This is a genomic window from Pseudomonas sp. Sample_11 (genome assembly GCF_004307505.1).
Classification (GTDB): domain Bacteria; phylum Pseudomonadota; class Gammaproteobacteria; order Pseudomonadales; family Pseudomonadaceae; genus Aquipseudomonas; species Aquipseudomonas atacamensis.
In genome coordinates this window covers 1-13,644 of sequence record NZ_RCOD01000040.1, presented here as the reverse complement: position 1 = coordinate 13,644, position 13,644 = coordinate 1, and the positions used below count along the sequence as shown (strand labels likewise).

General features: G+C 59.8%; 11 protein-coding genes. 1 reads left to right on the top strand and 10 read right to left on the bottom strand.

Going from position 1 to position 13,644, the window contains the following annotated elements; translation table 11 throughout:
* Positions 1-54 precede the first annotated feature (54 nt).
* The 9 genes from hbdH to D8U60_RS10230 form a co-directional block, all read right to left on the bottom strand.
* On the bottom strand, positions 55-828 hold the full coding sequence (hbdH, locus tag D8U60_RS10270) for a 3-hydroxybutyrate dehydrogenase (RefSeq protein ID WP_130900057.1): 774 nt from the start codon (positions 826-828) through the stop codon (positions 55-57).
* A gap of 7 nt (positions 829-835) precedes the next feature.
* On the bottom strand, positions 836-2,227 hold the full coding sequence (locus D8U60_RS10265) for a GntP family permease (RefSeq protein WP_016774505.1): 1,392 nt from the start codon (positions 2,225-2,227) through the stop codon (positions 836-838).
* Positions 2,228-2,499: 272 nt separating this feature from the next.
* On the bottom strand, positions 2,500-3,915 hold the full coding sequence (locus D8U60_RS10260) for a sigma 54-interacting transcriptional regulator (RefSeq protein ID WP_130900056.1): 1,416 nt from the start codon (positions 3,913-3,915) through the stop codon (positions 2,500-2,502).
* A gap of 117 nt (positions 3,916-4,032) precedes the next feature.
* Positions 4,033-5,607: an ABC transporter ATP-binding protein gene (locus D8U60_RS10255; protein ID WP_130900055.1), complete on the bottom strand. Its 1,575-nt coding sequence runs from the start codon at positions 5,605-5,607 to the stop codon at positions 4,033-4,035.
* Between the two features lie 9 nt (positions 5,608-5,616).
* Complete coding sequence (locus tag D8U60_RS10250) at positions 5,617-6,639, bottom strand: ABC transporter permease (protein WP_122610514.1); 1,023 nt, start codon at positions 6,637-6,639, stop codon at positions 5,617-5,619.
* The gene (locus D8U60_RS10245; protein WP_130900054.1) at positions 6,639-7,700 is read right to left on the bottom strand and encodes a microcin C ABC transporter permease YejB; all 1,062 of its coding nucleotides are present in this window, start codon (positions 7,698-7,700) and stop codon (positions 6,639-6,641) included. Before D8U60_RS10245 ends, D8U60_RS10250 begins: the two co-directional genes overlap by 1 nt.
* A complete protein-coding gene (locus D8U60_RS10240; protein WP_130900053.1) occupies positions 7,700-9,568 on the bottom strand; it encodes an extracellular solute-binding protein in 1,869 nt (622 codons plus the stop codon). The genes D8U60_RS10245 and D8U60_RS10240 overlap by 1 nt, the downstream gene beginning before the upstream one ends.
* 131 nt (positions 9,569-9,699) lie before the next feature.
* Positions 9,700-9,981, bottom strand: a complete 282-nt coding sequence (locus tag D8U60_RS10235) for a peptidylprolyl isomerase (protein WP_130900052.1) — start codon at positions 9,979-9,981, stop codon at positions 9,700-9,702.
* Between the two features lie 95 nt (positions 9,982-10,076).
* The gene (locus D8U60_RS10230) at positions 10,077-10,946 is read right to left on the bottom strand and encodes a triacylglycerol lipase (RefSeq protein ID WP_130900070.1); all 870 of its coding nucleotides are present in this window, start codon (positions 10,944-10,946) and stop codon (positions 10,077-10,079) included.
* A gap of 334 nt (positions 10,947-11,280) precedes the next feature.
* Here D8U60_RS10230 and D8U60_RS10225 point away from each other — a divergent pair, with 334 nt between their 5' ends.
* A complete protein-coding gene (locus D8U60_RS10225) occupies positions 11,281-12,393 on the top strand; it encodes a hypothetical protein (RefSeq protein WP_130900051.1) in 1,113 nt (370 codons plus the stop codon).
* Positions 12,394-12,410: 17 nt separating this feature from the next.
* Here the strand turns inward: D8U60_RS10225 and D8U60_RS10220 are convergent, their stop codons facing one another.
* Positions 12,411-13,484: a 3-deoxy-7-phosphoheptulonate synthase gene (locus D8U60_RS10220; protein ID WP_122746391.1), complete on the bottom strand. Its 1,074-nt coding sequence runs from the start codon at positions 13,482-13,484 to the stop codon at positions 12,411-12,413.
* Positions 13,485-13,644 lie beyond the last annotated feature (160 nt).

Here is a 13,644-nt window from a genome sequence, read left to right as displayed (position 1 = left end):
TTGCCTCTTCTTATCGGATTCGCGAGCTGGCTCGCTCCCACAATGGCCAGGTGTTTATTGCGCCAGCCAGCCACCATCAATATTCCACGCCGCGCCGCGCACCTGGCTGCCGGCTTCACTGCACAAGAACAACACCAGCTCACCCAGATGCTGCGGTGTAACGAACTCCAGCGACGGCTGTTTTTCCGCCAGCAGATCATGCTGCGCCTGCTGCGGATCGATACCCTTGGCCGCGCGATCATCGATCTGCTTCTGCACCAGCGGCGTCAACACCCAGCCCGGACAGATCGCATTGCAGGTGACATTGCTGGTCGCGGTTTCCAGCCCGACCACTTTGGTCAGGCCGATCACGCCATGCTTGGCGGCAACGTACGCGGCTTTGCCGGTGGAGCCGACCTGGCCGTGCACCGAGGCGATATTGATGATGCGCCCCCAATTCTTGCGGCGCATGCCCGGCAGGCTCAACCGCGTGCTGTGAAATACCGATGACAGGTTGATCGCGATGATCGAATCCCAGCGCTCAACAGGAAACTCTTCTACGGCCGCAACGTGCTGAATGCCGGCGTTGTTGACCAGAATGTCGACGCCGCCAAACTCGCGCTCGGCGTAGGCGACCATGTCGGCAATCTGCGCCGGGTCGCTGACATCGGCGGGATGATGGCCGACCTTGCCGCCGTACTGAGCGACGTCGGCGATCACCTTCGAGGCGTCGCCGAAGCCATTGAGAATCAGGTTGGCGCCCGCTTTCGCGAGAATCAGCGCGATGCCCAGGCCGATGCCGCTGGTGGAGCCGGTTACCAAGGCTGTCTTGCCGGAAAGAGTGGTCATGAATACCTCACACAATGCCAGTGGCGTAGAAAGTGCCGATCACCACGAAAACCGCGAGGGTCTTGATCAGCGTAATACAGAAAATGTCTTTGTAGGCTTCGCGGTGGGTCAGCCCGGTCACCGCCAGCAACGTGATTACCGCGCCGTTGTGCGGCAGGGTGTCCATGCCGCCGCTCGCCATCGCGGCCACGCGGTGCAGCACTTCCAGCGGGATATTCGCCGCGTGCGCTGCACTGATGAACTGCTCGGACATCGCCGCCAGCGCAATGCTCATACCGCCCGAAGCCGAACCGGTAATGCCGGCGAGCAGTGTCACGGTGATCGCTTCGTTGACCAACGGATTGGGAATCTGCTTGAGCCAGTCGGCCAGCACCAGGAACCCCGGCAGCGAAGCGATTACCGCACCAAAGCCGTATTCAGACGCGGTGTTCATGGCCGCGAGCAACGCACCGCTGACCGCGCTTTTGCTGCCTTCGGCGAGCTTGCTTTTAATCGCCTTGAAGCCGAACGCCAGGACCATGAGGATGCCGACCAGCAACGCCGCCTGCACCGCCCAGATCGCCGTGAGCTTGGCGATTTCGGTAGTGACCGGCGCGGCCATGCCCGGCAGTGCGAGGCTGTGCGTCTTGCCGTACCACTGCGGAATCCACTGGGTGAACAACAGGTTCATGATGCCCACCGCCAGCAATGGCGACAGGGCAATCCACGGGTTGGGCAGCTTCAGGTCTTCGGCGGTTTCCGGTTCGTTGCGAAGTTCAGTGCCGTAGCCTTCGCCGGCACGTTGCGCCTTGTTGCGTTGGCGCTGCAGAAACAGCATGCCGGCGCAGAACACGAAAATCGTGCCGATCACACCCAGCCACGGCGCCGCCCATGCGGTGGTGTTGAAGAAGGTGCTGGGGATGATGTTCTGGATCTGCGGCGTGCCGGGCAGGGCGTCCATCGTGAACGAGAATGCGCCGAGGGCAATGGTCGCCGGGATCAGGCGTTTGGGAATATTGCTCTGGCGGAACATCTCCGCTGCAAACGGGTAAACAGCGAAGACAACGACGAACAACGACACGCCGCCATAAGTGAGCAAGGCGCACACCAGCACGATCACCAGCATCGCTTGTTTGGTGCCAAGCAGGCGAATCGCAGCGGCGACGATCGAGCGCGAGAAACCGGACAGTTCGATGAGCTTGCCGAACACCGCGCCGAGCAGGAATACCGGGAAATAGAGCTTGATGAAACCGACCATCTTGTCCATGAACACCCCGGTGAACGCAGGGGCAACGGCGGACGGATCGGTGAGCAGGACCGCGCCGAGGGCGGCGATCGGGGCAAAGAGGATGACGCTGTAGCCACGGTAGGCGGCGAGCATCAGCAGCGTCAGGGCTGCCAAGGCAATGATCACACTCATGGTGTGTCTCTCCAGGATTGTTATTTTTGTGGGTGGAACGGTTGTGGAGAGGTGTTAGCGATTACTGTGCCAAATACCTAACATGTTGATATCTATAGATATTTCGTAAAAGGGTGGAATTGTGCCGAAGAATTTGTCTCCTTTGTGAGACCGAAAAGATCGCAGCCTTCGGCAGCTCCTACAAGGAAATACGTATCTACCCTGTAGGAGCTGCCGAAGGCTGCGATCTTTTGATCTTTAAAACCTATCCAAGATATGAGATCAGTGTCTCTTTATGTAGACTCTGCGATCCCCAGCGCAGCCATTTTCTTGTACAGCGTCGACCGCCCCAGCCCCAGCCGAACCGCCGCCTCCGGCACTTTTCCCGCGCATTGCACCAGGGTCGACTCGATCAACTGCCGATCAAACCGCGCCCGCGCCTGTGCAAATGTCTCCCCAGCGGAGGCTTGCATGCTCGGCTCGGACGTTCGCTCAACCGGAGTAAAGGTGCCAATCGCCCCGCGAATATCCTGCTCGGTCAGCATCAGATCATCACTGAGCAACGCCGCCCGCTCCAGCACATTGCGCAACTCACGGATGTTGCCCGGCCAGGCATGCTGGCCGAGCAACGCCAGCGCATCGCGGTGCAATTCATGCTGGCTGCGCAGTTCTTCGAGAATCGCTTCGCTCAGCGCCGGCAGATCATCGAGACGTTCACGCAGCGGCGGCACCTGGATTGGCAGTACGTTGAGGCGGTAGTACAAATCGGCGCGAAATTCGCCGCGCTTGATCGCCGCCTGCAAATCCGTCGACGTCGCGGCGATTACCCGCACATCGCTCTGAATCACTTCATTGGAGCCGACCGGCTCGAACTCCTTTTCCTGCAACACGCGCAGCAGTTTGCTTTGCAGCGGCAGCGGCATATCGCCGATCTCATCGAGAAACAGCGTGCCACCCTGAGCGATTTGTAATTTACCGGTGCGGCCCTTGCGGTCAGCGCCGGTAAAGGCGCCGGGTGCAGTGCCAAAGAATTCGGCTTCCAGCAGCGCCTCGGGAATTGCCGCGCTGTTGATGCTGACGAAGGCTTTGTGCGCGCGTGGTGAGGCGCTGTGGATCGCTTGGGCAAGCAACTCTTTACCTGTGCCGGTTTCCCCCAGCAGCAAAACCGGCGAATCAGCGCTGGCACTGCGGCGCGCACGTCGTTTGACTTCAAGGCTGGCAGCGCTGGTACCGATGAAGTGGGCGAAGTTGTATTTGGTCTGCCGCGCACGCAGTAGCGAGCGGGTCGAGGCGAGTTCTTCCTGCATGCTCAGGTAGCGCTTGAGCATCGGCGACAGCGTGCGCAACTCGTCGAACAGGGCAAAACCGATGGCGCCGATCACGCTGCCGGCGTCGTCGTGGATTGGCAGGCGCATCACCACCAGTGGTTCCTTTGGCGTGTCCTGCATGTCCAGCAGAATCGGCCGACCGGTGCGTACCACCTCGCGCAGCAGGCTGCCGGGGATCACGCTTTCGCAGGGTTTGCCGATAGCGCCTGCCGCTGAATCGAGACCGAAGCGCCGGGCGTAGCGTTCGTTCATCCAGACGATATTCGCATCGCGGTCAACAATCACCGTGCCCTCACTGGATTGCTCGATGATCTCGAACAGCGAACGGATCGCCAGGGTGCGCACCCGTTGGTAGTCCTTGAGGCTTTCGGTGGTGTTCATGGAGGCTGATCCTGATTGTTTGTTGCCGGTACCGGTCCCTTCGCGAGCAGGGGGCTGCATTCCAATATGGGAGCGAGCCTGCTCGCGAATGCCGCGCCGCGGATTTACAGAAAAAACCTACCCCGGATGCGCCGCCGCCAGCAGCTCTTTGGTGTAGGGATGCTGCGGGTTGTCAAACACGTCGTGACTGGCACCACGCTCGACCACCTGGCCGTCCTTGATCACGATCATGTCGTGTGCCAACGCGCGCACCACCGCCAGATCATGGCTGATGAACAGGTAGGTCAAACCGTATTTTTCCTGCAAATCACGGAGCAGGGCGACCACTTGTTTCTGTACGGTGCGGTCGAGGGCCGAGGTCGGTTCATCGAGCAGGATCAGCGCCGGTTTCAGCACCAAGGCCCGGGCGATGGCGATGCGCTGGCGTTGGCCGCCGGAAAATTCATGCGGGTAGCGATGGCGGCTTTCCGGATCGAGCCCCACTTCCCTGAGCACGCGAATCACTTGCTTATCACATTCGTTTGCGGTCGACTCGCAATGCACTTCGAGACCTTCGCTGATGATCTGTGCCACCGACATGCGCGGGCTCAGGCTGCCAAACGGGTCCTGAAACACCACCTGCATCTGCCGCCGCCACGGGCGCAATTGCTTTTGATTGAGTCCATCCAGCGCTTCGCCCTGAAAACGAATGCTGCCCTCGGAGTCCAGCAAACGCAGGATCGCCTGACCCAGCGTCGACTTGCCCGAACCGGACTCGCCAACAATGCCCAAGGTCTTGCCGCGCTGAATATTCAGACTGATGCCATCGACAGCGCGCAGATACTGCTTGCGCCTGAACAACCCGCCGCCGACCTGGAAATCGACGCGCAGGTCAGCGACTTCCAGCACATTTTCACGTTCGTCACGGGGCAGGGCTTCACCTTCCGGCTCTGCGTTCAACAGCACGCAGCTGTAAGGGTGTTTGGGTTCGGTAAACAGGGTTTCGCAGGGCGCCTGCTCGACGATCTCGCCAGCCTTCATCACGCACACCCGCTGCGCGATGCTGCGCACCAGATTGAGATCGTGACTGATCAGCAGCAGTGACATGCCGAGCCGCTGTTGCAAGGACTTGAGCAGCAGGAGAATCTTGCGCTGCACGGTGACATCCAGCGCCGTGGTCGGCTCGTCGGCAATCAACAACTCCGGTTCGCAGGCCAGGGCCATGGCGATCATCACCCGTTGCCGTTGCCCGCCAGAGAGCTGATGCGGATAGGCTTTCAAACGCTCCTTGGGCTTCTGAATACCGACCAGTCCGAGCAATTCGAGAATGCGCTGCTGGGCTTGCTTGCCGCCGAGGCCGCGGTGCAGCAATAGGGTTTCGCCAATCTGCTTTTCGATGGTGTGCAACGGATTGAGCGAAGTCATCGGCTCCTGAAAGATCATGGCGATGCGATTGCCGCGCAGTTCTCGCAAGACCTTCGGATCAGCACCGAGCAATTCTTGCCCGCGATAGCGGATGCTGCCACGGGTTTGCGCCTCGCTCTCAGGCAGCAGTTGCAGGATCGAATGCGCGGTCACCGATTTCCCCGAGCCCGATTCGCCCACCAGTGCCAGGCACTCACCGGGGCGGATATCCAGGCACAGGTCACGCACCACGGTCTGGCCATGGAAGGCGACGTTGAGATTGCGGATTTCAATCAGGTTTTCAGTCATGGTCACGCTTCAGGATCGAGGGTCAAAAGCGTCGCGCAACGCTTCGCCGATGAATACCAATAACGAAAGGATCAACGCCAGGGTGAAGAACGCGGTCAACCCGAGCCACGGCGCTTGCAGGTTCTGCTTGCCCTGACCGATCAGTTCGCCCAGCGAGGCACTGCCGGCCGGCATGCCGAAACCGAGAAAATCCAGCGCGGTCAGCGTTGAAATGGCCCCGGTCAGAATGAACGGCAGGTAGCTCAGCGTCGCGTTCATTGCGTTGGGCAGAATGTGCCGGAAGATCACCTTGCGGTCAGTCAGGCCCAGGGCGCGTGCGGCTTTGACGTATTCCAGATTGCGCCCGCGCAGGAACTCGGCGCGCACCACGTCCACCAGCGCCAACCAGGAAAACAGCGCCATGATCCCCAGCAGCCACCAGAAATTCGGCTCGACGAACCCGGAAAGGATGATCAGCAGATACAACACCGGCAGCCCCGACCAGACTTCCAGCACGCGCTGTCCGAGCAGGTCGACCCAGCCACCGTAATAGCCCTGCAACGCGCCGGCGGCGATACCGATCAGCGCGCTGACAAAGGTCAGCATCAAGGCAAACAGAATCGACACCCGGGCACCAAAGATGACCCGCGCCAGCACGTCGCGCGCCTGATCGTCGGTGCCGAGCCAATTGACCGAAGTCGGCGGACTCGGCGCCGGTTTGTTCAGGTCATAGTTGGGCGTGTCGTCGCTGAACGGAATCGGCGGGAACAGCAACCAGCCGCCGTCCTTGCGAATCAGATTCTGCACGTAATCGCTGCGGTAATCGGCCTGAAACGGCAGTTGCCCGCCGAACTCCTGTTCGGTATGGCGCTTGAACACCGGGAAGTACCATTGGCCCTGATAGCTGACCATCAACGGTTTGTCGTTGGCGATCAATTCGCCACCCAGCGTCAGCAGGAACAGGCCGATGAACAGCCACAGCGACCACCAGCCACGACGGTTTTTCTTGAAGCGTTCGAAACGGCGACGACCCAAAGGCGAGAGCTTGAACATCAGGCATTCCTCGCGGCAAAGTCGATACGCGGGTCGACCAGGGTGTAGCAGAGGTCGCCGATCAGTTTTATCAGCAGGCCGAACAGGGTGAAGATGAACAGCGAACCGAACACCACTGGATAGTCCCGCGATACCGCTGCTTCGTAACTCATGCGCCCAAGGCCATCGAGGGAGAAGATCACTTCGATCAGCAGTGAGCCAGCGAAGAACACACTGATGAACGCCTGAGGTATCCCCGAGACCACCAACAGCATGGCGTTGCGAAACACGTGTCCGTACAGCACGCGGCGTTCGCTCAAGCCTTTGGCGCGAGCCGTTACTACGTACTGTCGGGTGATTTCACTGAGGAACGAGTTTTTTGTAAGGATCGTCAAGGTCGCGAATCCACCGATCACCAGCGCGGTGACCGGCAGCACCAGATGCCAGAAGTAATCGGCGATCTTGCCCAGGGTCGATAGCGATTCGAAGTTGTCCGAAACCAGTCCGCGCACCGGAAACCAGTTCAACGAAGTACCGCCGGCGAATACCACGATCAGGAACATCGCGAACAGAAACGCCGGCATGGCGTAACCGATGATGATCGCCGTGCTGCTCCAGATGTCGAAATGGCTGCCGTGGTGCACAGCCTTGCGGATGCCCAGCGGGATCGACACCAGATAGGTGATCAGTGTCGCCCACAGTCCGAGCGAAATGGTCACCGGCATCTTTTCCAGAATCAGGTCGGTGACTGTTGCACCACGGAAGAAGCTCTTGCCGAAGTCCAGTTGCGCGTAATTCTTCAGCATCAGCCACAGGCGCTCGTGGGCCGGTTTGTCGAAGCCGTACTGTTTTTCAATGTCCTTGATCAATTGCGGATCGAGGCCACGGCTGGCGCGCGAAGCGTTGCTCGATGTCTCGCCGGCTCCGCCGCCGACACTGGCGCCGCCAATGCCTTGCAGATGGGCGATGGCTTGTTCCACTGGTCCGCCGGGCGCGGCTTGGATGATGACGAAATTGACCAGCAGGATGATCACGAGCGTCGGAATGATCAGCAGCAGGCGCCGCAGTATGTAACCCCACATCAGTGCGGCCCTCCGGGTCTGCCGCGACTGATTTTCTCGGCGGTCATCTGCTGATTGGTCAGTGGCGTGCGGCTGATTTCCCACCAGCTCTCGATGGCTTCGTCATTGCTCGCCTGCACCGTGGGAATGCCGAAGCGGTTCCACCACACGGTCGAGGTGCCCGGCGGGTAATAGTTGGGAATCCAGTAGTAATTCCATTGCAGCACCCGGTCCAGCGCATGGGCGTAGTGCAACATGTCCGATTGGGTCGAAGCGCGGATCAGGCCGTTGATCAAGGTATCGACCGCCGAGTTTTTCAACACCATGTAATTGTTCGCGCCGGGATCGTTGGCCGCTGCCGAGCCGAAATAGTTGAGCAACTCACCGCCCGGAGACGTGGTAACGGGGTAGCCGGTGACGATCATGTCATAGTCGCGACTCATCAGGCGATTGACGTATTGCGAGGCGTCGATGCGACGGATATTCAGCTCGATGCCGATCTGCTTCAGCGTGCGCTTGTAGGGCAACAGCAGGCGGTCCATGCCGTTCTGGCTGACCAGAAAAGTGAAGCTCAGCGGCTCGCCGGCGCCGTTGACCAGTTGATCGCCATCCGGTTTCCAGCCGGCCTGCTCAAGCAGTTGCAGGGCTTGCAACTGCTTGTCACGGATGATGCCGCTGCCGTCGGTCTTCGGCGCCTCGAAGACTTTGCTGAACACTTCCTCAGGCACCTGACCGCGCAGCGGTTCGAGAATCTTCAGCTCTTGAGCGTCGGGCAGCTGCCGGGCGGCGAGATCGGTGTTGGAAAAGTAACTCTGCTGGCGGATATAGACGTTGCGCATCATCTGCCGGTTGCTCCATTCGAAATCCCAGAGCATCGCCAGCGCCTGGCGCACGCGACGGTCCTGAAACATCGGCTTTTGCAGATTGAACACGAAACCCTGGGCCGATTGCGGCGCTTCAGTGGCGAGGTGGGCCTTCTGTAAACGGCCATCGCTGAGGGCGGGACTGTCGTAGCCGATCGAATAGCCGGTCGCGGAAAACTCGCGGTTGTAGTCATAGGCACCGCCACGCAGCACCTGACGGGCGACGTCGGTGTCGCCGAAGTACTCGATACTGAAATGGTCGAAGTTGTACAGGCCGCGACTGACCGGCAGGTCCTTGCCCCACCAGTCGCCATTGCGTTCGAAAGTGATGCTGCGCCCGGAGTCGACCTTGCCGACCCGGTACGGCCCGCTGCCCAGCGGCGGTTCATAACCACCGCCGCCGGCGAAATCACGACTCTTCCACCAGTGTTCGGGGAACACCGGCAGGGTCGCGATATCCAGGGGCAGGGTCCGGTTTTCGTTGCTTTTGAAGTCGAAGCGCACGGTCAGCGGCGCCTCGATCTCGACGCCTTTGACGTCGGCAAACTGGGTGCGATAACGCAGGCTGCCCTGGGTCATCAGCAGGTTGTAGGTGTAGCGAACGTCCTCGGCGGTGATCGGTTTGCCATCGGCAAAACGCGCCTTCGGATTGATGAAGAAACGCAGCGACAGACCGTCTTCAGAGCGTTCCATTTTCTCCGCCACCAGACCGTACACCGTGTAGGGCTCATCCAGCGAGCGCTGTGCCAGCGGAGAATACAGCAGGCCGTCGATCTGCGTGACGCCGATGCCTTTGTCTATATAAGGCAGCAGATGATCGAAGTGGCCGATTTCGATTGCCGAGCGCCGCATCGTCCCACCCTTCGGCGCCTGCGGATTGGTGTAGTCGAAATGGCCGAAGCCGGCGGGGTATTTGGCCGGTTCGCCGTAAACGGTCAGTGCGTGTTGCGGGGCAGCGGTCGCACCGGCGGCACCCGTGAGCAGGGCGAGGGCGGTGAGCATCAGTGTGGGAAAAACCAGTCGCATCGTCAGCCTTGGAACGCAAAATCGATAAGCGCAAGTTGTACGCGAGCGGCGCGCCACTCGCCAGCCGTATATGTAACCGAAACACAACGGCCCACCAAAGGGTGGGCCGTTGTCAGCAACAGGACGACGAATCAGTCCTGACGGCTGGTGACTTCCAGCAGGTGGTAACCGAACTGGGTCTTCACCGGGCCTTGCACGACGTTGATCGGCGCGCTGAACACCACGGTGTCGAATTCCTTGACCATCTGGCCAGGACCGAACGAACCCAAGTTACCGCCCTGACGGCTGGATGGGCAGCTGGAGTTGGCTTTGGCTACATCAGCAAAATCGGCGCCGGCTTCGATCTGAGCCTTGAGTTCGTTGCACTTGTCTTCGCTGGAAACCAGGATGTGGCGGGCAGTGGCTTTGGCCATGGGGAATTCTCCGAACTGTTTCAATAAAAGGTGGAGCGTACCGGAATCAGTCGGTGAATTCTCGGCAAAGTTCCATTCTGATTTCCTGACTCTACTCAAAGATCCGCCGCACGCAGGCGCCGGGCATGCTCGACGTACAGCTCGATAGGGTCCGGCGAAGACGCGGTTACGCCCGGGCTGCGCCGCAAGCTCGCCAGGTGATCCATTGGATAATCAGAGCGGATCACTTGGCCGAGATGGCTACTGAAGCGTCCGACGAAGCCGTCATTCTGCTGGGGTTCGGTGGTGAAATATTGCGACAGGACCCGGCAGGTTGCTTGAAGCGGATCCAGCGCCGGCAGCCTGGATTGCGCAACAACCCCGCTCCACGAGTAGTAACGCACGCCGTTGACTTGCTCCGGGCCGTGACCGCCCCAGGTGTGTGGCAGTCCTTGTGGGAATTTGTCATTGAATTGCCCGACGCCGACGGTGGTCAGTGCGTTGAGTGCGGCCACTGCATTCTGTGGCAGTGCCACGCTGCCACTGAGCAGCGACAACAAATCGGCAAATTGCGTCGCCACGTTTTGTGCAACGACCTCCGGCAGCTTGCCCGGGACCAGTGCCTTGCGCAGGAAGTCGGCGAGCTCCGAACCATGGTTCGGACCACTGACGGAGGTGACTGAAGCGACGACGTTTGGTGCAAGCGCTGCCGCATAGCGTGCAGCGAGTGCACCTTGACTGTGTCCTATAAGGTTGACTTTCTTCGCGCCTGTGCCTCGCAGCACGCAGGCCATCTGTGACAGCAATTGCTCACCCCGCATTTCATTGTCGTGGGTGGCCGAAAGGTGTGGAACAAACAATCGACAGCCAGCCGCTTTCAGCGCGGATTTGACGTCATGGAACAGCTCGAAATGACCGATACGCTCGAACCCGAACAGACCGTGGACCAACAGGATGGGATAACGAGTTGTAGCATTCCGTTGCATGTTCTTACCTTTTTCGTAGAAGTTCATCGGGAAATCACCGAGCCACTCTAAAACACCCCTGTCGCTGAGGAAGTACGAAGAGGCTTCGCGTTGTGTTTGAAAATGGACTACGAGGCGTACGAAATTTCGGAGAGCTGTGAAATCCGAATCGGAAGTTCAGTGGGTCGTTTGTCGGCATAACAGCGCGAACGCCCCGGTTGCCTACCTTGCGAGTAGCGCTTACGCCGTCGTCGCGGTGTATTCGGCTGACATCAAGAACATTCGAAGAAGTCCTCAATGTAGATGTCAGTGTCGCCATTCGGGGCGGCACGTTTTCCAGGGAGTGGAAACGAAAATGAATAGCCATGAAGTCGAGTTTTGCTGGCGGATGCGTCAGCCGATGGTTGCCGAAGTGTCCATCGAACCTCTTGTCGCGCCGATGATTGACGGGCTCAGTGGGAGCGTGTTGGATCCTTCACTGGTCAAAGCCATCGTTCGCATTTCTCCTTATGCCAACATGAGCTGCGGCGATCAGTTGACGCTGTATTGGGAGGGGCTGGATATCGAAGGCTTCACCTATCAATACGAGAGTGTTCGATTCATCAGCCAGGCTCAGGTCGGCAGGGACGTAATCTTCGTCATCAAGGCCATGCATGTGGCTGCGCTGGATGGAGGCTCGCTGGAGGTTTACTGGACACTTCACAATGCGTCCGCGCCCAAGGCATTGGAATCTGCACGCCTGCAACTGTCTGTGGGCGATATGCGCACGCAATTGTTGGCTCCACAGATCGAAGGCTCGGTAAACGGAGCGCTGGAGCCATCGCGAGTGGCAGAGGGCACCCTGGTGACTCTGCAGCCTTACGCGAGGATGTCGGCGGGTGATCGGGTGATGTTGTCCTGGCACGGCGATACCTCGCCCGAGATCTTTACCGACACATTGAACGTGGAGGCCTACTCCGTCGCGCAATGCCTGTCGTTCTGGGTGCCGGGGAGCTACATCGAAGCTCACCGAGGTGGTGAAGTGGTCGTCGCCTACCGTGTCGAACAACGCTGTGGAACGGTTCGAGCGTCCGAGCCTGCCACGGTTTTCCTCGGGCCTGCAGTGCGTGCGCAATTGCCTGCGCCGGATGTCGTTGAGGCAGTTGAAAACGTGTTGTCACTGAAGGATTCGGTCGACGGCGTTTCCGTTCTCATCGAAGGGGCGCAGGTGCAAGAGGATGAGTTGGTCTATCTCAAGTGTGACGGTGAGTTCTTCAGTCACCGGGATGATCTTGAAATTACGCGGGAGACGGCTGGTCAAGCGGTGTGTTTCATCGTCCCTCACCGGTTCTGGCGTGAGCATCACGGCACAACGGTGCAGATCGCCTACACCGTGGAGCGTCTGGACGATGTCAGTCAGCAATCCCCCGTTAGACAAATCAGCGTGGAGGCTTTGCCAGTGAATGCCGGCCCTCCGCGCTTTGAATGAGCGGGAGGGCGGTTCGATCAACGTTCGGCTTGCGCGACGCGTCGTGCGGCATCGGTCAGCAATCGCTCAGTTGCATCGAAGCCGAGGCAGCCGTCGGTGATCGATACGCCGTAGCTTAGAGAACTGCTCAGCGGCTGGCAGCCTTCGAACAGGTGAGATTCCAGCATCATGCCGATCAGCGAGTGGTTTCCACGCAGGCGTTGTTCAAGGACGTCATTGAAGACTGCCGGCTGGCGCAGTGGATCCTTGCCGCTGTTGGCATGGCTGCAATCGACCATGATCCGGCTGGGGATCTTCAGTCGGCTGAGCTCGGCGCTGATGTTGGCCACGCTGGTTGCATCGTAGTTCGGCCCTTGATGGCCACCGCGCAGCACGATGTGGGTGTCAGCGTTGCCGGCTGTCTGCACGATCGCCGGATGCCCTTGGCTGTCGACGCCGAAGTGCCGATGCGGATGGGCTGCCGAGCGCATGGCGTCGACAGCAACGGCGGCGCCGCCGTCGGTGCCGTTCTTGAAGCCCACCGGCATGTTCAGGCCGCTGGCCATTTCGCGGTGGATTTGCGATTCGGTGGTGCGGGCACCAATGGCCACCCAGCTCAGCAGGTCATCAAAGTAGTTGGCGGCCATGGGTTGCAGGAGTTCGGTAGCGACCGGTAGTCCGAGCCGGATCATTTCCAGCATCAGTTCGCGCGACAGCGTCAGACCCGCAGCCATGTCGTCAGTGCCGTCCAGATGCGGATCGTAGGCCAGACCTTTCCAGCCGATCGTCGTTCGCGGCTTTTCGACGTAGGCACGCATGACCAGCAGCATTTCACTGCTGACATCTTCGGCCAGGCGAGCGAGTTTGCTGGCGTATTCGATTGCCGACTGCGGATCATGGATGGAGCAGGGGCCAACGATGACCAGCAGGCGCGGGTCTTCACCGTCGAGGATGGCGCGCACCGCCTGGCGATGGGCAGTGACCTGCTGATGCAGGGAGTGGCTGAGCGGTAGTTGCTGTTTGAGCTGCAACGAGCTGGGCAGACGCAGGGTCAGCGCTTCGTTGGCAGAATCGAGGGTGGACAGTGGCAAAGCGGAAACTGAAGAGTTCATGTTCGGTCTTCCTGGGCGGATGGCGGGTTTTTCCCGCGCACTCGGCCCTACTGGGGTGTTCGACAAATGGCCGTACTGGCTAGGCGTGTGTGTTTGCCACCGGTAGGTGACCGATCGGAGGCGGCAGGCTGTCCCGAGCGGAGGCTGGTAAATCGCCAGG